Genomic DNA, 22,128 nt, shown 5'->3' with positions numbered 1-22,128 from the left:
GTAATCACCCGTTCTCGATAGGCAGGCAATCCATGTCGAATACCAGCATGCGCGGCAAGCTCGTCCTCGTGACGGGCGGCGCGAAAAACGTGGGCAAGGCGATCTGTAGGCGTTTCGCCGAGCAGGGCGCGCACGTGATCCTGAATTTCTTCCACTCGCTCGACGCGTCGAAGGAGACGGCCGACGAACTGCGCGCGCTCGGCGCGACCGTCGACGTGATCCGCGCGTCGGTCGCGCAGCAGGCGCAGGTCGACCGGATGTTCGACGAGATCGAACGGCGCTACGGTCGGCTGGACGTGCTCGTCAACAACGCGGCGTCCGGCGCGCTGCTTGGCGTCGACGAGATCGGCGCCGAGCATTTCGATCGCGCGCTCGACACCAACCTGAAAGGCGCGTTCTGGTGCGCGCGCCGCGCCGCGGCGCTGATGGCGCGCTCGGGCGGCGGCGCGATCGTCAACGTGTCGTCGGTGGGCGCGACGCTCGTGCCCGCGAACTATCTCGTCGTCGGCACCGCGAAGGCGGCGCTCGAATCGTTGACGCGCTATCTCGCGGTCGAGTACGCGGGCCGCGAGATCCGCGTGAACGGCGCATCGTCGACGCTGATCGACGGCGACGTCGCCGCGCAGTTTCCGGACCCGGAGAACACCAAGCGTTCGAGCATCGCGGCGACGCCGCTGAAGCGGCTCGCGCGCGCGGAAGACCTCGCCGATCTCGTCGTGTTTCTCGCGTCGGATGCCGCGCGCTGGATCACCGGGCAGGTAGTCGTCGCGGACGGCGGGTTGTCGCTGTGCAGCGAGGGCCTGTCGCCGCGCGCGGAATGGGCGAGTGCCGCGCAGGAGGTGGGCGCCGCGGCCGCCGCCGCGGCGCAGCCGGCCCCCGCGCCGGCCGAACGTAAGGCCGAACGAGCGGCCGAACGAGCGGCCGAACGCGCAGCCGCGCCGGCCGACGACGCACCGGACAGCGACGACATCGCCGTGGTCGGCATGGGCGTCGCATTGCCCGGCGCGAGCGATCCGGATGCGTTCTGGCGCGCGCTGCTGGACGGTCCCGAGCTGTTCGGCAACGTGCCGCCGGATCGCTGGGATTACCGCTCGTTCTACTCGCCAGACACGTCGGCGGAAGACAAGAGCTATCAGTCGCGCTCGGTCTTCATCGAGCAGTTCGAGCCGTGCGCAAAGGTGCGCGCCGAGCTCGATGCCGGCACCGCGCCGCGCGAACTCACGACGCTGTGGCTGCGCCATGCGCTGTGCCAGTCGCTCGAAGGCGTGACGTTGCGCGCTGCCGATCGCGTCGCGTTCCTCGTCGGCTATACGGCGGACGGCAGCCAGCATCTCGAGGAAGGGATGGTGCTGGCCGCCGCGCGCGCGCGCCTGAACGCGGTGCTGATCGACGCCGGTGTCGACGCGGCCGAGCGCACGCGTCGCGTGGCCGCGATCGATGCGGTGCTGAGCGCGCGCTATGCGCGCGGCGCGGGCGACCTCGCATCGTTCTTCCCGCATCGCGTCGGCCTGAACGCGATGAAGGGCGTGCTGCCGGACGACGCGGAATACATGATGGTCGACACCGCGTGTTCGTCGTCGCTGTATTCGATCGATCTCGGGATCAAGGCGCTGCTGCTCGGCAAGCAGGACGTGGTCGCGTGCGGCGGCGCATTCGCGCTCGCGCCGCGCGGCTCGATCCTGTTTTCGAAGCTGCACGGGCTGTCGCGCAGCGGCGAGGTGCGGCCGCTCGATCGCGACTGCGACGGCGTGCTGTTCGCGGACGGCGCGGGCGTCGTGATCCTGAAGCGCGTCGCGCGGGCGCGCGCGGACGGCGACCGCATTCTCGGCGTGCTGAAGTCGTTCGGCTCGTCGTCGGACGGCAAGGGCAAGGCGATCTACGCGCCGAATTCGGCCGGCCAGCGCATCGCGATCGACCGCGCGTACGCGCGCACCGCGACGGTGCCCGCCGACGTCGACTGGGTCGTCGCGCACGCGACCGGCACGCCGGCCGGCGATCTCGCCGAATTCCAGAGCCTGCGCGACGCGATCCGGCGCGACAGGCCGGTGCAGGTGACGTCGAACAAGTCGCTCGTCGGGCACACGGGCTGGGCGGCGGGCGTCGTATCGGTGATCCAGGTGCTGCTCGGCTTGCGGCATCAGGTGATTCCGCCGCAGCATCGCTTCAGCGAGCCGCCGCCGGAGTTCGACATTGGCGCCACCAGCCTGCGGATTCCGGTCGCGCCGGTCGCATGGCCGGCGCGGCCCGATGCGGCGCGCGTCGCGGCGGTGTCGGGGTTCGGCTTCGGCGGCACGAACGGTCACCTGATCGTGTCGGAATATCGCGCCGATCTGCCGGCCGGCGACGCGAGCGGCCGCTTCCGGCGCGAACCGCTCGCGATCGTCGGGTGGTCGGCGAAGTTTCCCGGCCTCGACGGCGACGCGCAGGTCGCGGCGTGGCTGCGCGGCGAAGGGCGTGCGCCCGATGCCAGTTTCGGCGTCGGCTATCCGCTGCCGAGCTTCGCGCGCGTGAAGATGCCGCCGGCCGTGCTGCGCGCGCTCGACCGCTGCCAGCTGATGGCGCTCGACGCCGCGCACGATCTGCGCGAACGCCTCGGCACGTTCTGGCGCGAGCATGCGGACACGATCGGGCTCGTGATGGGGCACATGGGCCCCACGCGCAACGCGGCGCTGTATGCGAGCCGCTGCTATCTCGACGACATCGCGACGGCGGTGCTCGACGCGACGCGGCCGGACGAGCGCGCGGCGACCGAACGGCTGCTGCACGGGCTGCGTGAGACGACGCAGCAACTCGTCGCGCCGACCACCGAAAACTCGTTCCCCGGGATGATGCCGAACGTGATTCCGGCGCGCGTCGCGAACTATCACGATCTGCACGGGATGAACATGACGGTCGATGCGGGCCACGCGTCGACGCTGGCCGCGTTCGAGGCGGCCGAGCGCTTCCTGTGCAGCGGCGAGCTCGATATGGCGATCGTCGGCGGGATCAACGGCAACGTCGCGGAGGAGGTGAGCCCGGCCTTCGGGCTGCCGCTCGCGGAGGGCATCGTGCTGTTCGCGGTGACGACCGTGCGGCGTGCGCGGGCCGAAGGGCTGCCGGTGCTCGCGGTGGTCGGCGGCGGCGACGCGGCGGCCGCGGTCGATCCGGCCGCGCCGTGCGACGCAGCGGGCCGCGCGGTCACGTATGCGGGCGCCGATGCGGCGGTTGACGTGCTGCGCGCGATCGTCGCGCGTACGGCCGGCACGACGCTGGCGCGCGACAGCGGCGGCGACCGGCTGCGCTATGCACTGCACGTCGCCTGCGAACCGGCGGCGCAAGCGGCCGAGCCGCGCGAGCAGCACGAGCAACACGAGCCGCGCGAGCCGCAATCGGCGGCCGTGCCGGTGCAGGCGCCGCTGCCTGCGCCGACCGCCCCCGTCCCCCCCGGCACGTTGCTGCCCGGCACGCTGCGCCGGACCGGTGTCGCGGCCGACGGCGAACCGCTCGGCGTCGCGCGATACCGGATCGAATGGCGCGATGCGCGGTGGCAGCCGGCGGGCCGGTCGACGCCATTTATCACGCCGCGCTGCGTGATCGTCACCGACATGCCTGACGCGCTGGCCGCGCAGGCCGATCCGGGCCCCGGCTGCGTGGTGCTGTCGACGCGGCCGTTCACCACGCGCCGGCCCGGCTGGCACTGGATCGAGCGGATCGACGAAACGGCGCTCGACGGGCTGCCCGACGACATCGGCCACGTGCGCGTGCTCACGTCGCTCGATGCGCGCGCGCTCGCCCCGGGCGCCGCGGCGCCGGCCGCGCCCGCGCGGCTCGCGCTGCACGATCTCGCGTTCGTCGCGATCAAGCGCTGCCATGCCGCGCTCAAGCGTGACGGCACGTTCGTCGCGCTGCTGCTCGATGCGCTCGCGGGCGACGTGCCGCATCCGGATGCGGGGCTGTTCACCGGTCTCGTGAAGGCGCTCGCGATCGAGATGCCGGAAGCGCGCCCGGTGGCGGTGCTAACCGACGCACGCGCGCTGCCCGATGCGCTGCGCGATGCCGAGCGCGAAAGCGGCGCACGCCACTGGCTGCCGGTCGTCGCGCTGGGCGGCGGGCGTCGCCGCACGCCGCGCGTGATCGAGGACGCAGGCGAGCTGCGCGCCGACGAGCGGCTGTCGCTCGGCCCGGACGCGGTCGTCGTCGCGGTCGGCGGCGCGCGCGGGATCACCGGCGAACTGATGAAGACACTGGCCGCGTACGTGCGTCCGACGCTGTACCTGATCGGCAGCAGCGCGCTCGACGACGTCGATCCCGACCTGCTCGCGATGGACGACGAAGCGTTCGCGAAGAGCCGCCCCGACTACATCCGCCAGCAAAAGGCGCTGCATCCGGAACGGCCGCTGCCGGCAATCATTCGTGCGTTCGAGCGGCGCGCCGACGCGCGCACCGCGTGCCTGAACATCGAGGCGATGCGCGCGTTCAGCGGCGCGCATCGCGTGACGTACCTGCGCGCCGACGTGCTGGACCCGGACAGCGTGCGCGCAGCCATCGACACGATTCTCGCGCGCGAGTCGCGCGTCGACCTGCTGGTCAACGCGGCCGGGCTGAACCGTTCCGCGTCGGTGCCCGTGAAGTCGCTCGACGATTTCGTCGCGGTGCGCGACATCAAGGTGCGCGGCTACTGGAACCTGCGCAACGCGTTCGGTGCGCGGCAGCCGCGCCTGTGGTGCAACTTCGGGTCGTTCATCGGCCTCACGGGCCAGGCGGGCGAAACCGACTACGCGTCGGGCAACGACTTCCTGAACACGCAGGCGTCGTATCACCGCGCGGCGCTCGGCCACGACGAGTTCACGATCGGCTGGACGCTGTGGCGCTCGGTGGGGCTCGGCTCGAATCCGGTCACACGCGCGTTTCTGGAGAAGAGCGGCCTGTTCACGAGCATGCGCACCGAGGAAGGGCAGCATCACTTCATGCGCGAGCTCGGTCTCGGCGAGCGCGCGGCGATGTCCGTGCATCTGGGCGACGCCGAGCGGCGCGCGATCGAAACGCTTCTGCCCGGCTACTTCGATCTCGATGAAGCGGCGCCGGCCGGCGCCGCCTCGCGCGAGCCGGATTTCTATCTCGGCGACGAACTGGCGCGCACCGACGACAGCGTGACCTTCGAGCGCGTGTTCGATCTCGAGCGCGATGCGTACCTGCAGCATCACGTCGTCAACGGCTTTCCGACGCTGCCGGGCACGTTCGTGCCCGAAGTGGCCGCGGAAGCCGCGCTGCGACTCGTGCCGGGGCTCAAGGTCGTCGGGTTCGCGGACGCGCGGTTCCTGCATTTCCTGCGCGTCTACGACGCGAAGCGGCCGAGCGTGAAGCGCATCCACGCGCGGATCGTGTCGCGCGACGCCGACGCGGTGCTCGTGCACGTGCGGATTGCCGGCGACGTGCTGGCGCCGGGCGGCCAGGTGCTCGTGCGCGACAAGCCGCACTTCGAGATCACCGTGCGCCTGGCCGCGGCCTACGCGCCGGCGCCGGTATGGAGCGAACCGGCGGGCGGGGCGTTCACGCCCGTCGCCGATCCGTACCACTTCGACGCGGCGCCCGTGCGGCTGACCGGCATGTTCGTGTCGACGACCGACACCGGCATGAGCGACGCGGGCAAGCAGGCGCGCTTCCGGCTGAACGTGCCGGACGGCGATCCGGTGTTCTCGCGCTTCGTGGTGCCGAGCATCCTGCTCGACGGGCTCGCGCGCGTGGCGGCGCTCGATCATGTCGCCGGCGACTACATTCCGCTCGCGGCGCCGATGTCGATCGGCCGCATCGACCTGTACGAAGCCGGCAACGACTGCGAGCTGTCGAGCCGCCACGCGTCGATCGCGCTGCGTGTCACACCGCGCGCGTTCGCGCTCGAAGGGCCGGCGAGCAGCGGCAACCGGTTCGTCGCGGTGCGCCCGGACGGTGCGATCCTGATGCAGATGCGCGACGTGACGGGCATCGTGATCGGCTACGTGCACCGCGTGACCGGTGCGTTCGCCGCGCGTGGCGAGATCGACGTGCTGCTTGCCGCCCGCGCGGCTTCCGAACAGGTGTCCGCATGAGCACGAAGCGTCTCGCACCCGGCCCGCGCGGCAGCGTCGTGATGGGCAACCTCGCGGAATACAAGCGCAATCCCGTCACGATGCTGCTGAAGCTGCAGCAGCAGTACGGCGACATCGCCCGCAACCGGCTGGGCCCGTTCCTCACCCATGCGCTCGCGCATCCGGACGGCGTCCAGCACGTGCTGCAGGACAATCACCGCAACTACGTGCGCGGCCGCTTCTACGACAACTTCAAGATGTTCTTCGGCGACGGGCTGCTGACGACGGACGGCGAGTTCTGGCGGCGCCACCGGCGCGTCGTGCAGCCGCTCTTTCATCGCAAGCAGGTGGAGTCGCACACGGCCGCCGTCGGCGACGCGGCGCTCGCGCTCGTCGAACGCTGGCTCGGGCAGCCCACGCATGCGCCGTTCGACGTCGTCGAGGAAATGATGCGCGTGAGCCTGCGCATGCTCGGGCTGATGCTGTTCAACGCGGACATCTCGCGGCACGCGGACGAGGTCGGGCCGGCCGTGCGCTTCGGCATCGAGGCGATGATGCCGCAGGGCAACCTGAACGACTTCGTGCCGCGCTGGATGCCGACGCCGTTCCACCGCCGGATCGCACGCGCGCGTCGCGGCATCGACGCGATCGTCGATGCGATCGTCGCCGAACATCGCGCGGGGCGCTGCGACACGAGCGACGTGATCTCGCTGCTGCTCGCCGCGCGTGACCCCGATACGGGCGCGCCGCTGACCGAGCGCGAGGTGCACGACGAGGTGATGACGGTGTTTCTCGCCGGCCACGAGACGACCGGCAGCGGGATGGCGTGGGGGCTCTATGCGCTCGCGCAGCATCCGGACGTGCTGCGCCGGCTGCGCGACGAGCTCGATGCGGTGCTCGGCGGCCGCGCGCCCAATGCCGACGACATCGCGCGCCTGCCGTATCTGGTGCAGACCGTCGACGAGATCCTGCGTCTCTATCCGCCGATCTGGGGCTTCACGCGCGACCTGGTGGACGACGACGAGATCGGCGGCTATCACGTGCCGGCCGGCTCGTCGGTATTCATGTCGCCGTACGTCACGCATCGCCATCCGGCGCTGTGGGCCAACCCGGACGCATTCGATCCCGAGAATTTCGGCTCGCACGCGCCGGCGCGGCACAAGTATGCGTATTTCCCGTTCGGCGGCGGGATGCGCAAGTGCATCGGCTACCAGACCGCGCTGCTGCAGATGCGCGTGCTGATCGCGGTGGTCGCGCAGCACGTCGACCTGAGCGCGGTGCCCGGACGCTCGCTCGACACGGGCGCGACGATTTCGCTGCGTCCGCGCGACGGGATCTATCTGGTCGCCCGGCCGAGGTCGCGCGAGCGCGCGCGTGCCGCGCCGGCTGTGCGCGACGCCCACGTGCCGGCTGCGCGTGGTGCGGCTTGTCCGTATGCGGGCGCGCAGGTGTCGACGACCGACGATGCGCGCTCGGCAGGCGCGGCGCCGGCCGTCACCGCCGAACGTGCCGCCGGACCGACGCTCGCACCCGATGTGCTGGCGCTTCTGCAACGCGATGCGATTGCATCCTCGGCACCGCGCGACGCCGAAACCCATACCGACGACGCGCCGACCCACCGCTTCACCTGGCGGCCGGTCGAAATCGAACCGCTGCCCGAGCTGCCGGCGCCCGAGCTGAGCGGCAAGCGGATCGCGATCGTCAACGGGCTGGGCCGCACGGTCGAGCGCGTGGTGGCGGCACTCACGCGCGCGTGTGCGAAGCCGGTCGTGTTCGCACCGGCCGACGGGGTCGATCCGGCGGCGGCCGCCGGCACGTTCGTCGTGCAGTCGGGGCCGTTCGACGGCATCGTCGATCTCGGCGTCGAAGCGCCGTTCGTCCTCGACGCGAGCGACCGATGGGAAGCGCCGCTGCGCCGCACGGTCGCGTTGCTGCAGGCGTGCTACGGCGACTGGGTGCAGGAGGAGGCGACGTCGCGGCTGTTCTATCTCGCTGTGACGTGGATGGACGGCGTGATGGGCCATGGCGACGACGCGCTCGTGCAGCCGCTCGGCGGATTGTGGGCGGGGCTCGCGAAGACGCTGCCGCAGGAGCTGCCGAACTGCAACGTGCGCGTGTTGGACATCGCGCCGGACGAAACCGGCCGCGTCGACGGCTTGATCGCGCGCGAGCTGTATCGCTGGGGGCGCTTCGAGGTCGGCCATCGCGGCGGGCGTCGCCACACGCTCGTCGCCACCCGCGACGACCTGCCGGCGCACGCGGCGCCCGACTGGGGGCCCGATGACGTCGTGCTGTTCTCGGGCGGTGCGCGCGGCATCGGGTTCCTGGCCGCGTGCGAGATCGCGAAGCGCCATCGCTGCACGGTGATCGTCACGGGCCGCGACGCGCTGCCGGCCGGCGACGAGCCGTGGCTCGCGCTCGACGACGCGGGCTTCAGGCGCTACGGGCTCGACCTGCTGCGTCAGGCGACGCCGGAACGGCCGCCGAAGGCGATCCGGCACACGCTGCGGCAACTCGAACGGCGCCGCGCGCTGAAGGCGTCGCTCGATGCCGCGGCCGCACTCGGCCTGCCGGTGCGCTACCGCGTATGCGACGTGACCGATGCGCACGCCGTGCGCGCGCTGTGCGACGAATTCGGCGCGCGGCTGCGCGGCGTAATCCACAACGCCGGCATCGATCAGCCGGTGCGATTGCCGCGCAAGTCCGCGGACGAATTCATCGGCACCGCGCGCGTGAAGGTGCGCGGTTTCATGAACCTGTACGCGGCGGTGCGCGAGCGGCCGCGCGTCGACTGCTTCGTCAACGTCGGCTCGCTGACCGGCCGCTGGGGAGGCATGACGGGCGAGACCGACTATGCGGCCGCGAACGAGGCGCTCGCGCGGCTCGGCTGGTGGGCGCGTCGCGATGCGCCGGTGCGGGCCGTAAAGACGCTCGTGTGGCCGACCTGGGACGGCGTCGGCATGATCACCAACCTTGCCGTCACGCGGCGCTACGTGACGCCGATGCGCATCGGCGACGGCGTGCGTCACTGGCTGGCGGAGCTTGCGGCACCCGCGACGCAGACCACTTCCTCCACGCCCGGCAGCGGCGAGCCGATGTACATGGGCGCGGTCGGCCGTGCGCTCACGCCGATCCAGCTGCGCGGCTTCGATGCGGTCGACGGCTTGCCCAATCTCGGCGAACTGGCGACACGGCGGCACCACGCGGGCGAACCGCGGCGCTTCCGGCCGTTCGCGTTTTTCTCGACGCGCTTTCGCGTGGCGGGCGCCCCTTATACGCGCGCATTCCGCTTCGGCGGTCGCGCGGTGGCGCCCGCGTCGCTGCTGCTCGAGCACGCGCGCGTCGTCGCCGACTGGGTGGCGCCGCCCGACGGCGAGCGTGCGTACCTGCACGAAGCCGTCGACGTGACGATCGCGCTCGATGCGCTCGCCGACGCGCTCGACGGCCAAGGCGATCTCGCGCTCGACTCCGACGTGACCGGCCGCACGGCCGACGACGGCTGGCGCGTGACGGTGCGGTGCGCATCGCTTGCCGGACGCGCGCTGCTCGATGCGACGTTCGTCTACCGAAGCCATCCGCCGGCGGGCACGACGGTGCCGTTGCCGCACGACGCGCCGGACGATGCGGTATGGCCGACCGCGCGCGCGAGCTGGCGCGGCGACCTGTTGCCCGACGCGCGCTGGGCCAGCGGCATCGCGCAGGTCAGGGCCGCGGATGCCGACGCGTTGTGGCGTGTGCCGGGCGACGACGACGGCGCGCGCGGCGCGGTGCCGTGCCCGCAATTGTGGCTGCCGGTCAATCATCTGGAGAGCGTATTGAACGTGCTGCTCGGTGCATGGCCCGAGCGCGGCGAGCCGCCGCGTACGTGGCGCATCGGCCGCATCGTGTTCGGCGCCGCGCCGGCCGGCGACGCCGAATTGCTGTTGCGCTATCCGCACGGCCGCTTCGCGATCGCCGATCGCGGCGGCGCATCGATCGCCGACCTGCGCGACGCGCGGCTGGCCGGCGCGACCGACCTGCAGGCCGCGGCCGCGTCGGCTCTTTGAACGGAACAGGAGATCACCATGACGGAGCGCAACGACGGCGCGCGGTACTGCATCATCGGCGCGGGCGCGGCAGGGATCACCGCCGCGAAGAACCTGCTCGCGGCCGGGATCGATTTCGACGTGATCGAGCGCGAGGACGACGTCGGCGGCAACTGGTACTACGGGCGGCCGAGCGGCGCCGTGTATCGCTCGATCCACATGATCAGCTCGAAGCGGTTTTCGGAGTACACCGATTTCCCGATTCCGGACGACTATCCGACCTATGCGCGCGGCGATCAGGCGCTCGCATACCTGCGTGCGTATGCGCGGCGCTTCGGCGTGTACGACCGGATCGAGTTCGGCCGCTCGGTGCTCGAGATCGCGCCCGTTGCCGGCGGCACGCAGTGGCGCGTCGAGCTGGATCGCGGCGAAGTGCGCACCTATCGCGGCGTGATCGTCTGCAACGGCCATCTGTCGCATCCGCAACTGCCGGACTATCCGGGCCGCTTCGACGGGCTGCAACTGCATTCGTCGCAGTACCGCACGCCGGAGATCTTCGCCGGCAAGCGCGTGCTCGTGGTGGGTGCGGGGAACTCGGGCTGCGACATCGCCGTCGAGGCGTCCCACCATGCGCGCGCGGTGTTCCACAGCACGCGGCGCGGCTACTACTACTGGCCGAAATTCCTGTTCGGCATCCCGGCGGACCAGTGGGCCGAATGGCCGCTGCGGCTGCGCATGCCGCTGTGGGCGCGCCGCTTCTTCGGCGAGCGGCTGCTGCGGCTGACGACGGCCGGGCAACCGGAGGACTACGGGCTGCGCAAGCCCGATCACAAGCTGTTCGAATCGCATTTCATCATCAACTCGACGCTGTTCTATCACCTGGGCCACGGCGATCTCGACGCGCGGCCCGACGTGCGTGAACTGAAGGGCGATCGCGTGGCGTTCACGGACGGCAGCGAGGAGCCGGTCGACGTGATCGTGTACGCAACCGGCTACCGGCCGAGCTTTCCGTTCATCGACCAGGCGCATCTGCAATGGCGCAAACAGCAGCCGTCGCTGTACCTGAACATGTTCGACGCACAGCATCGCGACCTGTTCTTCATCGGGCTGTTTCAGACGTCGACCGGCAACTGGCCGCTGATGGACTATCAGGCGCAGCTGCTCGCCCGCTACCTGCATGCCCGCGACGCGGCGCCGCGCAAGGCCGCGCGGATCGACCGGCTGATCCGGCGCGGGCGCTCGGACTGGAGCGGCGGCATCGCGTTTCATCGCACGCCGCGGCACGTGATCGAGGTCGAGCATTTCGCATACCGGCTGCACTTGCGGCGGCTGATCCGCGGCTTGCCGGCCGTGCCGGGCGCGGCGGCGACGACTGCGCGTGGCGTGCAAGGGACGCAAGGGGCGCAACGCGCGCCGTCGGCCGCCGTGCGCGCGGGAGGGGCGTCGTGAGTCTCGTGAACGTCGAACATGTGTCGAAGACCTACCTGCTGGACAGCGTGCGCGTGACCGGACTCGCCGACGTGTCGGCGACGCTCGATGCGGGCCGCTTCACCGTGTTGAGCGGCCCGTCGGGCAGCGGCAAGACGACGCTGCTGAACATGATCGGCTGCATCGACCGCCCCGACAGCGGGCGCGTGACGATCGCCGGCCACGATACCGCGGCGCTGTCCGACGATGCGTTGTCCGACTTTCGCGCGCGCCACGTCGGTTACGTGTTCCAGACCTTCAACCTGCTGCCGGTGCTGTCCGCGTACGAGAACGTCGAGTATCCGCTGCTGATGGCGGGCTGGGCGCCGGCGCGGCGCGCGGCGCAGGTGCGCGACCTGCTCGACGCGGTGGGGCTTGCCGACAAGGCGCGGCACCGGCCGAGCCAGTTGTCGGGCGGCCAGCGCCAGCGCGTCGCGATCGCGCGGGCGCTGGCGGCCGAGCCGGCGATGGTGCTGGCGGACGAACCCACCGCGAACCTCGACAGCGCGACCGGGCAAGCGATCATCGAGCTGATGCGCACGATCCAGCGCGAGCGCGACGTGTCGTTCATCGTGTCGTCGCACGATCCGCAGGTGGTGAGCGTCGCCGACGAGGTGATCCGGATTCTCGACGGCCGCATCGTCGGCCAGGAACGGGCCGATGGCGCCATCGCGATACAGAAGGAGGGCAGATGATCCATACGCTGATGCTCGCGCTGCGCAACCTGCAGCGCAACCGCCGGCGCTCGCTGACCACGCTGCTCGCGATGATCGTCGGTGTCAGCGCGATCCTGCTGTTCGGCGGTTTCAGCCGCGACATCACGCTCGGCCTGCAGACCGATTTCGTGCAACGCAGCGGCCACCTGCAGATCCAGCGGCAGGGCTATTTCCTGTACGGCACGGGCGATCCGGCCGCGTACGGCATCCGCAACTATCCGGCGCTGATCGAGACCCTGCGGCGCGACCCGCAGCTCGCGCCGCTGCTGCAGGTCGTCACGCCGACGCTGCAGTTCGGCGGGATCGCCGGCAACTTCGCGGCCGGCGTGTCGCGTACCGTGATGGGCTTCGGCGCGATTCCGGACGACCAGTACCGGATGCAGCAGTGGAACGCGTACGGTTTTCCGCTGCGCCCGCGCGCGTTCGCGATGCGCGGCAGCGCCGACGATGCGGCGGTGGTCGGTCTCGGCGTCGCGCGCGTGCTGCATCTGTGCGGGCCGCTGCACGTGCCGGATTGCCACGATGCGCCGCCGGGCCCGGCCGAGCCCGCCGCCACCGGCCCGGACGCGAATGCGCCGGCCGACGTGCTCGCGCTCGCCCGGGGCGAGGCCGGCACGCAGCCGGCCGGCGACGGCGCGACCCATGTCGAAGTGCTGACCGCGAGCGCGGGCGGCGCGCCGAACGTCGGCCGCTTCTCGGTCGTGAAGGCCGAGCAGCAGGGCGTGAAGGAACTCGACGACGTGTATCTCGCGGTGCGGCTGCCGCAGGCGCAGCGGCTCGTATACGGCGGCGCCGCGCCGCGCGCGACCGCGATCGAGATCCAGCTCGCGCGCACGGCCGACCTGCCGGCCGCGCGCGCGCGTATCGAACAGCTGCTGCACGGCGGCTTCGACGGTCAACCGCTCGACGTCGTCGATTTCGCGACGCTGAACCCGTTCTACGACCAGACCAACCGGATGTTCTCGGTGATCTTCGGTTTCGTGTTCGTGCTGATCAGCGCGATCGTGCTGTTCGTGATCAGCAACACGATGAGCACCGCGATCATCGAGCGCACGGTCGAGATCGGCACGCTGCGCGCGATGGGCATGCGGCGCGGCGGCATCCAGGCGCTGTTCGTGTGCGAAGGCGCGCTGCTCGGCGTGGCCGGCGCATCGCTCGGCGTGCTGGTCGCGCTCGCGATCGCCGCGGCCGTCAATCACAGCGGGCTGGCCTGGACGCCGCCCGCGCGCATCGACGCGGTCGCGCTCACGGTGCGCGTGTGGGGCGAGTGGCGAACCATCGCCGTCACGTTCGCGGGGCTCGCATGCGTGGCCGGGCTGTCCGCGTGGCTGCCGTCGCGGCACGCGGCGCGGCTGTCGATCGTCGACGCGCTGCGGCACGTGTGATGCCGTGCGGATGCGGGTTGTTTCGTTCATTTCACTTTCGGGAGAGCGCACGTGCGTCGCCTGTTCGTTTCATGCTGTCTGAGTCTTTCGTTCCTCGCCGGCGCAGCCCTTGCGCAGCCGGCGCCCGATCCGCAGAAGGTGCTCGCGGCGAGCGATGCGGTGCGCACGCCGGAGAAATCGTTCGTGCTGACCGCGACGCTGATCGAGTACCGGTCGGGCAAGCAGGTCGACGGCAACACGCTGTCGATCTATTCGAAGCCGGACGCGCCCGGCGGCGCGTTCCGCACGCTGGTGCGCTTCGTCGCGCCGGCGCGCGACACGGGCAAGCTGATGCTGAAGAACGGCAACGACCTGTGGTTCTACGATCCCGCGAACCAGGCGAGCGTGCGGATCTCGCCGGATCAACGACTGCTCGGGCAGGCCGCGAACGGCGACGTCGTAACGGTCAATCTCGCGCACGACTACACGGCCGTGCTGAAGGGCATCGAGGACATTGCCGACGGCGACCGGCAGACGCGCCGCGCTTACCGGCTGATGCTGACCGGGCACGGCGAAGGGCTCACCTATCGGCGCATCGAGATCTGGATCGACACGGCGAACAACCGGCCGCTGAAGGCGCGCTTCTATTCGGAAAGCGACCGCCTGCTGAAGACCGCGTTCTACCGGCGCTACGCGATGCAGCTCGGCGTCGAGCGGCCGACCGAGACCGTCATCATCGACGGGCTCGACAGCAACTGGGTCACGGTCATGCGTTTCTCCGACTACGCGTGGCGCGACATTCCCGATGCGTGGCTGCAGCGCGACTACCTGTCCCGCTTCCAGGCGCAATGACGATGCGGCGTCGATGCCGGATCGCCGCGCTCGCGTGCATGCTGCTGCCGGCGCTCGCGCGTGCGGCGGCCACCGGCGGCGCGGATGCGGCGAGCAGCGCCGGTGCGGTGGATGCGGTGGGCGCGGTGGACGCGGCCGATGCGGCGGCGCTCGATCTCGCCGATCGGCCCGCCGCGGCGCCGGCCGATACCGCGAAGCCGTGGAAGCTGGCCGTGCAGGACGCGCTGCGCGCGAGCCGCTATCGCGACGGCGCGCACGCCGGACGCAACCAGCTGTCGGTCGAATTCGAATACGGGCAGTGGCTGACGCCGACGTTCGCCGCGCATTTCTCGATGCGCGTCGACCGCTTCGATCCGCTCGGGACGTCGCGCACGTCGTCGCGCGACGTGACGCTCGTGAAGGAGGCGTATGCGAGCTGGCGCGCGGCACCGACGTTCGTCGTCGACGCGGGGCGCTTGAACGAGCGGCTGGGCGCGGCGATCGGCTACAACCCGACCGACTTCTTTCGCTCGGGTGCCGTGAGCCTCGACGTCCCGCCCGATCCGGACAGCCGCCACACGAACCGGCTCGGCACCGTCGCGCTGCGCGCGCAGCAGGTGTGGGACACGGGCTCGCTCGCGGCGCTGCTGTCGCCGCGGCTCGAGCGCCGCAGCCTGCCGGGCGATCCGGCCGCGTCGTCCGACCTGCAGCGCACCAACGGCGTCGATCGCTGGATGCTCGTCGCGAGCCAGCGGCTGAGCGCGGCGCTCCAGCCGCAGTGGATCGTCTACGGCGAAAGCGGGCAGGCGCCGCAGGTCGGCCAGAATCTGAGCGTGCTGCTCGGCAACTCGGTGGTCGCGTACGCCGAATGGACGGGCGGCTACCGGCGCTCGCTGATCGCACGCGCGACCGGCGCGGCCGGCGACCGCGCGTTCCGCACGAGTTCGTCGGTGGGCGCGACCTGGACGCTGCCGGTCGATCTGTCGCTGACCGCCGAATTCCAGAGCAACGGCGGCGGCGCGGACGCCGCGCAATGGCGTTCGCTGCAGCGCGCGAGCCCGGCGGCCTGGGGCCGCGCGGTACAGACGTCGATCGCCGCGCAGGAACTGCAAACCCGCCACGGCGTGTTCCTGATGGCCGCATGGCGCAATATCGGCGTGCGCCGCCTCGACCTGTCGGGCTTCGTGCAGGCCGATCTCGGCGGCGGCCGCCAATACTGGCTCGAGCTGCGGCGGCGCTTCGACCGGTTCGACGTCGCGCTGCAATGGCTGCATCAGGGCGGGCCGTCGTGGAGCCGCTTCGGGGCGATGCCGGAGTCGGGCAGCGTGCAGGTGCTGGGGATTTTTTATCGATGACGCAAGGAGAGTTCGAATGAGCAAACGCGCGCTTCAGGCGGCGACCGCCGTGCTTGCGCTGGTCCCGTCGGTCACCGGGGTGCTCGGCATGATGGGCATCCACGATCCGCTGTACGCGTCGCTCGGCATCGCGCTGCCGGCCGACGCGACGCTCGACGGCAACCTGCGCTTCTACGCGGGCGTTTGGTTCGGGCTCGGGCTCGCGGCGTTCTCGGTGATCCCGGCGATCGAGCGTCAGGGGCGGCTGTTCGCGACGCTGTGGGCGATGATCTTTCTCGGCGGCCTCGGCCGGCTGATCTCGCTGGCGGCGCTCGGGCCGCCATGGCCGCCGTTCATCGGCTTCACGGTGCTCGAAGTCGTCGGCGCGCCGTTGTTCATCGCGTGGCAGCGGCGCGTGGCCGCTCGCGCAATCCTGGAGAACGCACATGCATGACATCGACATCGAACGCCGCGTCGCGCCCGCGCGACGCCTGTCGCGGGCCTGCGCACGGTTTGCGTCACGCGCCGTGCTGGCCGCTTCACTTTTCGCCTGCGTTGGCGTGGCCGCGCCGCCGGCCGGTGCGCAGACCGTGACCGATACCGCGGTCGACGACTATGCGGCGACCCGCTATCCGATCATCCTCGTGCACGGCCTGACCGGCACCGACGACTATTTCGGCGTGGTGCCGTACTGGTACGGGATGCAGGCCGACCTGAAGCGGCATGGCGCGACGGTCTACGTCGCCGACCTGTCGGGGTTCCAGAGCGATCTTGGCCCCAACGGGCGCGGCGAGCAGTTGCTCGCGTACGTGAAGCAGGTGCTCGCGGTCACGGGCGCGGCCAAGGTGAACCTGATCGGGCACAGCCAGGGCGGGCTGACGTCGCGCTACGTGGCGTCGGTCGCGCCCGCGCTCGTCGCGTCGGTCACGACGATCGCGACGCCGCACCGCGGCTCGCAGTTCGCCGATTTCGTGCTCGGCGCGCTGAAGCTCGACCCGACGGGCCTGTCGACGCCCGTGTTCGGCGCGCTGCTGAATGTGTTCGGCATCCTGACCAGCGACAGGCACAACACGAATCAGGACGCGATCGCCGCGCTCGACGCGCTCGGCACGACCCGCGCCGAGCAGTTCAACCGGCTGTTCCCGAGTCCGGGACTCGGCGGGGGCACGTGCCGTACCGGCGCGCCGGCCGAGACGATCGGCGGCAACGTGCATCTGCTGTATTCGTGGAGCGGCGCCGCGTACCAGCCGGTGTCGCTGCTCGGCCTCGTGACGGGCGCCGTCGACACCAGCGTGATTCCGGTCGTCGATCCGGTGAACGTGCTGGACCCGTCGACGCTCATGTTCCTGACGGCCGGCAACGTGATGGCGCTCGCCGGTGCGGGGCCGAACGACGGCTTCACGTCCACGTGCAGTGCGTTGTTCGGCACGGTGATCTCGACCCGCTACCGCTGGAACCACTTCGACGCGATCAACCAGTTGCTCGGCCTGCGCGGCGCTTATGCGGAAGATCCGGTCGCCGCGCTGCGCGTGCATGCGAATCGGCTGAAACTGCAGGGCGTCTGAGCGATGACGGTCCGGACGATGCTGGCTCGCGCGGCGCTCTACGGCGGCGCGGGCATGATCGCGGCGGCAGCGGTGTGGCATGCTTTCGGTACGCCAGCCGTGCCGCCGCGCGCCGTGGCGCTGCCGCCGTCGGCAGTGGCGCCCGACGCCGCGATGCCGCAGCCCGCGCGGGCCGCGTCCGAGGTCGCGCTGCCGGCGTCGCTGGCGGGTTCGCGTGCGCCGCGCCTGCCGGTCGGGCCGGACGGCCATCTCGCGAAAGTGCATGCGGTGCGGGACTTCTTCGATTACTTCCTGCTTGCGCAGCACGACCTGACGCCGGCCGCGCTCGACGAGCTGGTCGCGCGCGAGGTCGCCGCGCAGCCGATCGGCGCGGCCGCACGGCGCGAAGCGCTCGACGTCTGGCCGCGCTATCGCGCGTGCGTTGCCGCTTTCGACGCGCAGCCGGGTGCGGCGCAGACCGGCGCGAATCTCGATCCGGACGAGATCGCGGGCGAACTCGAGCGGCGCGCGATGCTCGCGAGCCGCTGGCTCGGCGACTGGAGCACACCGTTCTTCGGTACCGAATGGCGGCAGCAACGCGACGATCTCGACCGGATCCGGATCGCGCGCGATCCGGCGCTGAGCGACGCACAGAAGCGCGACCGTCTCGCGGCGCTCGATCAGTCGTTGCCGCCGGGCCTGCGCGACGCACGCGAGCAACTGGCGCGGCAGCGGGAGACGGTCGCGACGGTGGCCCGGCTCGACGCGCAGCGCGCGGAACCCGACGTACTGCGTGCGCAGCTCGGCGCCGACGTCGCCGCGCGCGTCGTGCAACTGCGGCAGGACGACGATGCATGGCAGGCGCGCTATCGCGACTACACGGCCGAACGCGAGCGGCTCGACGCGCAGCAGCTCGCGCCCGACGCGCGCGATGCGCAGCTCGCGCAATTGCGGCAGCGCGACTTCCCGGACCCGGCCGACGCGTTGCGCGCCGCGTCGCTCGACACGGGCGCCGCCGCCGCCGCGCAAGCACACGCGAGATAGCGTGTCGCGCCCGCGCGCCCACCCGACCATTCCACGTTTTACGCTCGGGAAGTGTGGGGTATGTCACCCAGCCCGCATTATTTCGATTCAGGCGTGATTTTGATTTGAAACGGTAATTGCATTCCGGTGTATTGGCTATTGACGATCATTTTCAATAAACCATGGGTGAAACAACTTTATAAAGCCTTTATTTAAATGGATGCTACTTGATTGGCAACGCAGGAATCGTCGGGCGGCAGGCGAAACTGTCAAATTACTTCATGTAACCAAATCAGCATGGCGCTGACGGCAGCGCTGCGTGATACCTTTTTACCCGATGCGACCGGACATAAAACCGCAAAGCCGGTTCATTTCAACGTAGTCCGAAGTTTTTGGTGGCCAAGGGGCAGGGATATAACGTACGAGGTGCGTCGTGACACACCAGGAAAACAATGTCATCGAGCTGCCGCATGCACTGGGTGCCAATCATTTCCTGTCAGCGCTGGATGGAATAATCCGCTCGGAATTGGCGCCGCATTTGCAGCTGGCGAATCTCAAGACCGGTCAGGTGCTGTGCGATGCCGGCCGGAATCTGGAGGCCGTCTATTTTCCGGTGACGGCGGGCATTTCGCTGCAGTACACCGCGGGCGGCAGGATGACGCTCGGCGTGACGGAAATCGGCCGCGAGGGCGTTGTGTGCGACGACGTCGTCGGCAGCGCGATGCAGCGGCGCGTGGTCGTCTATCGCGGCGGCTTCGCGTACCGGCTGTACGCGCGCCGTTTCGCCAGCGCGTGCGACGCATCGGCCGCGATGCGGCGGCAGGTGTTCATGCGCATGCAGCTGATTCTGTCTCAGGCGTCGCAGGTGATGTTCTGCGGCCGCCATCACGTGATGCGGCAGCAGCTCGGCCGATGGCTGCTGGTCGCATACGAGCGCTCGCGCAGCATCGAGATCCCGGTCACGCACGGCATGCTCGGGCAGATGCTGGGCGTGCGGCGCGAGACCGTCACCGAAGCGACGCGGCAGCTTCAGGAACTGGGCGTGATCGATCAGCACCGCGGCGCGATCGTGCTGACCGACCTCGCGAATCTCGAGCGGCAGGGGTGCGATTGCCACCGGATCATCCGGGACGAGACGCGCCGCATTCTCGCGATCGATCCCGCGACCGACGGCGCCGCCGCATCGTCGCGGAGCATCAGGACGCCCTAGCTGCCCGTGCGGCACAACGGCTGTCGCGTTCGCGGCCGCGCCGGATTCCTGTCATGGCCGCCCGGCGTGCCGCGCGCAAGCCGAAGGCGGGAAGGGGGAGAGACATCCATGCCGGAACGCCGGCAGACGCCGGGCCGGCGGCGTCGAGAATAATCAGAAATTCAGTATGGACAACCAATCGAACCTCCAGCGTCAGCGCAGCTCGTTTCACGTGTGGCCGTGGAGTCCGGCGCTCGGCATCCTGCCGATCGTGGTCGTGATCGGCGCGCTGGCCGGTTTCGTCGCCGTCAGCCTGATCGTGATCATGTCGCTGCGCGTGTACGTCGGCGGCGAAAGCAGCTGGTCGAAGGCGCAGAAGGACGAGATCATCCTGCTGACCCGCTACGGGCAGACCGGCGATGAAACGCTGTTCGACGACTACCTGGCGGTCGACCGGACCCTCGCGTTCCTCGGCGTTGCGCGCCGTGCGATGACCGGCGTGCCGGCGGATCGCGGCGCCGCGCGCCGGGCGATGATCGAGGCCGGCATCAATCCCGTCGATGCGGCGGCGGTGGTGTGGTTCTATCCGGTCCTGAGCAGCTTCGCGGGCCTGAACGCCGCGCTGCAATACTGGGAGAGCGCGGACCGCCAACTGGCCGGCCTGCGCGCGGTGGCCGACGCGCTGCGCGAGTCCGTGCATGCGGGCGACCTGCGCCGCACGAGTCGCCTGAACCGCGAGATCTGGAGTATCAATTCGCGCATCGAGCCGCTGCCGAAGCGTTTTTCCGACGAACTGAGCGCCGAATTCCGCTCGGCCGTGATCCAACTGTTCCTGTCGTACCTCGCCGCGTCGCTGCTGATCATCCTGCTGTCGATACGCTGGGCGAGCCGCGCGCAACGGCAGCAACTGTCGATGCAGACCGAACTCGACCGCAGCCAGGCGTTCGCCGAGGCCGCGCTGCGCTCGGTGGCCGACGCGATCGTCACGATCGGCCTCACGCGCAGCATCGAGACGGTCAACCCGGCAGCCGAGCAGTTGCTCGGCGCGTCGTCGGATCAGTGCGTCGGCAAGCCGATCAACGACGTGCTCGACCTGATCGATACGTCGACGGGCATGTCGATCAAGCTGCTCGCGTCGCTCAGCAACTGCGGCGACCACACGTTCACGCGCGATCTGGACCTGCTCCGCGTATGCGGCTCCGCGGTGTCCGTGCGCGCGTCGCTGTCGAAGATGGACAACGCGGCGGGCCGCTGCGTCGGCTACGTGCTGATCCTGCGCGACATGACGCGCGAATACCAGTTGATCGAGAGGCTGACATGGCAGGCGTCGCACGACGCGCTGACCGGACTGATCAACCGGACCGATTTCGAGCGGCGCCTGGGCGACGCTCTGGCCGAGCGTGCGGGCGGGATGCTGATGGTGCTCGATCTGGACGGCTTCAAGGAAGTCAACGACGTCTGCGGTCACGCGGCCGGCGACGCGCTGCTGCGCGATGCGGCGACGGTGTTCCGGAGCTGTCTCGACGATGCCGACCTGGTCGGCCGGCTTGGCGGCGACGAATTCGGCATCCTGCTGCCGCCCGCGCGCACCGGTGCGCCGGACGGCGGCAAGGCCGAGCGCATCCGCGCGGGCCTGGAGGACTTCACGTTCCTGTGGCAAGGCGAGCCGTTCAAGATCAGCGTGAGCATCGGCGTGCTGGATCTCGCGTGCCGGCCCGATAACGTCGAGACGGCGATGCAGATGGCCGACATCGCGTGCTACGTCGCGAAGGACCGCGGCCGCAATCGCGTGCACGTCGCCGATTCGCGCGACATGAATTCGAGCCGCCAAGCATATCACATGCAATGGAGCCGCCGCGTGAAGACGGCGCTCGAAACGAATTCGTTCAAGTTGTATGCGCAACGAATCGTGCCGATCCAGGCGGGACACGACGCGCGCGAGCGCGCGGAGATCCTGCTGCGCATCCCGGACGCCGACGGCAAGCTGATCTCGCCGGTGTTCCTGCCGGCCGCCGAGCGATACGGCCACATGACGATGATCGACCGCTGGGTCGTGCGCACCGTGATCCGGCGTCTCGCGCGGCTGGAGCAGCGCCGCTACGTCGAATACAACGTGAACCTGTCGGCGATGTCGATCACCGACGAGCGCTTCGTCGAGTTCGTGATTGCCGAGCTGTCGGCGTCGGGGCTCGATCCGTCGCTGCTCTGCTTCGAGATCACCGAGACCAGCGCGGTGCGCAACCTGGAGGTCGCGTCGCGCTTCATGTGCGAATTGCGCGATCTCGGCTGCCGGTTCGCGCTCGACGATTTCGGCGCGGGCATGTCGTCGTTCTCGTACCTGCGCCAGTTGCCGATCGACTATCTGAAGATCGACGGCAGCCTCGTGTCGGACATGACGTCCGACAGCATCAAGCGCGGCATCACGTACGCGATCAACGACATCGCGCACGTGATGAAGTACCGCACCGTCGCCGAGCACGTCGAGGACACGACGACGGCCGACACGCTTCGCGCGATGGGCGTCGACTATTGCCAGGGCTATTACTTCGGCCGCCCCGCGCCCTGGCAGGAAGGGGGCTTTCATTGAACCA

General features: G+C 70.1%; 12 protein-coding genes. All 12 read left to right on the top strand.

Annotation, left to right across the window (positions count from 1 at the left end; genetic code table 11):
* Positions 1-32: 32 nt before the first annotated feature.
* The 12 genes from HWX08_RS24140 (at position 33) to HWX08_RS24085 (ending at position 22,124) form a co-directional block, all read left to right on the top strand.
* Positions 33-6,065: an SDR family oxidoreductase gene (locus HWX08_RS24140; protein ID WP_174922272.1), complete on the top strand. Its 6,033-nt coding sequence runs from the start codon at positions 33-35 to the stop codon at positions 6,063-6,065.
* Complete coding sequence (locus tag HWX08_RS24135; protein WP_174922273.1) at positions 6,062-10,090, top strand: cytochrome P450; 4,029 nt, start codon at positions 6,062-6,064, stop codon at positions 10,088-10,090. The genes HWX08_RS24140 and HWX08_RS24135 overlap by 4 nt, the downstream gene beginning before the upstream one ends.
* A gap of 18 nt (positions 10,091-10,108) precedes the next feature.
* Positions 10,109-11,518: a flavin-containing monooxygenase gene (locus HWX08_RS24130; RefSeq protein ID WP_174922274.1), complete on the top strand. Its 1,410-nt coding sequence runs from the start codon at positions 10,109-10,111 to the stop codon at positions 11,516-11,518.
* Positions 11,515-12,231 carry an ABC transporter ATP-binding protein gene (locus tag HWX08_RS24125; RefSeq protein ID WP_174922275.1) on the top strand — a complete coding sequence of 239 codons (717 nt, stop codon included), beginning with the start codon at positions 11,515-11,517 and terminating at the stop codon, positions 12,229-12,231. The genes HWX08_RS24130 and HWX08_RS24125 overlap by 4 nt, the downstream gene beginning before the upstream one ends.
* Positions 12,231-13,637 (top strand): ABC transporter permease, encoded by a 1,407-nt coding sequence (locus HWX08_RS24120; RefSeq protein ID WP_174922300.1) that lies wholly within the window; start codon positions 12,231-12,233, stop codon positions 13,635-13,637. Before HWX08_RS24125 ends, HWX08_RS24120 begins: the two co-directional genes overlap by 1 nt.
* 51 nt (positions 13,638-13,688) lie before the next feature.
* Positions 13,689-14,468: an outer membrane lipoprotein-sorting protein gene (locus HWX08_RS24115; protein WP_174922276.1), complete on the top strand. Its 780-nt coding sequence runs from the start codon at positions 13,689-13,691 to the stop codon at positions 14,466-14,468.
* Complete coding sequence (locus HWX08_RS24110; RefSeq protein WP_174922277.1) at positions 14,465-15,802, top strand: hypothetical protein; 1,338 nt, start codon at positions 14,465-14,467, stop codon at positions 15,800-15,802. The genes HWX08_RS24115 and HWX08_RS24110 overlap by 4 nt, the downstream gene beginning before the upstream one ends.
* A gap of 16 nt (positions 15,803-15,818) precedes the next feature.
* Entirely contained in the window at positions 15,819-16,235 is a 417-nt protein-coding gene (locus tag HWX08_RS24105) for a DUF4345 domain-containing protein (RefSeq protein WP_069256343.1), read from the top strand.
* 1 nt (position 16,236) lies between these two features.
* Positions 16,237-17,346: an esterase/lipase family protein gene (locus HWX08_RS24100; RefSeq protein WP_425128474.1), complete on the top strand. Its 1,110-nt coding sequence runs from the start codon at positions 16,237-16,239 to the stop codon at positions 17,344-17,346.
* 3 nt (positions 17,347-17,349) lie between these two features.
* Positions 17,350-18,369 (top strand): lipase secretion chaperone, encoded by a 1,020-nt coding sequence (locus HWX08_RS24095; RefSeq protein ID WP_174922279.1) that lies wholly within the window; start codon positions 17,350-17,352, stop codon positions 18,367-18,369.
* Positions 18,370-18,781: 412 nt separating this feature from the next.
* The gene (locus HWX08_RS24090; protein ID WP_174922280.1) at positions 18,782-19,558 is read left to right on the top strand and encodes a Crp/Fnr family transcriptional regulator; all 777 of its coding nucleotides are present in this window, start codon (positions 18,782-18,784) and stop codon (positions 19,556-19,558) included.
* Between the two features lie 166 nt (positions 19,559-19,724).
* Positions 19,725-22,124, top strand: a complete 2,400-nt coding sequence (locus HWX08_RS24085; RefSeq protein ID WP_174922281.1) for a putative bifunctional diguanylate cyclase/phosphodiesterase — start codon at positions 19,725-19,727, stop codon at positions 22,122-22,124.
* Positions 22,125-22,128: the final 4 nt, after the last annotated feature.

Source organism: Burkholderia metallica, assembly GCF_902832845.1.
Lineage (GTDB): Bacteria > Pseudomonadota > Gammaproteobacteria > Burkholderiales > Burkholderiaceae > Burkholderia > Burkholderia metallica.
The sequence above is the reverse complement of the archived record's forward strand: the minus strand, read 5'-3'. Positions and strand labels throughout refer to the sequence as shown.

Bases quoted from the DNA above. Each gene is read 5' to 3' on its own strand.
- HWX08_RS24140 (WP_174922272.1), top strand. From the start codon at position 33: ATGTCGAATACCAGCATGCGCGGCAAGCTCGTCCTCGTGACGGGCGGC.
- HWX08_RS24135 (WP_174922273.1), top strand. From the start codon at position 6,062: ATGAGCACGAAGCGTCTCGCACCCGGCCCGCGCGGCAGCGTCGTGATG.
- HWX08_RS24130 (WP_174922274.1), top strand. From the start codon at position 10,109: ATGACGGAGCGCAACGACGGCGCGCGGTACTGCATCATCGGCGCGGGC.
- HWX08_RS24110 (WP_174922277.1), top strand. From the start codon at position 14,465: ATGACGATGCGGCGTCGATGCCGGATCGCCGCGCTCGCGTGCATGCTG.
- HWX08_RS24105 (WP_069256343.1), top strand. From the start codon at position 15,819: ATGAGCAAACGCGCGCTTCAGGCGGCGACCGCCGTGCTTGCGCTGGTC.
- HWX08_RS24095 (WP_174922279.1), top strand. From the start codon at position 17,350: ATGACGGTCCGGACGATGCTGGCTCGCGCGGCGCTCTACGGCGGCGCG.
- HWX08_RS24085 (WP_174922281.1), top strand. From the start codon at position 19,725: ATGGACAACCAATCGAACCTCCAGCGTCAGCGCAGCTCGTTTCACGTG.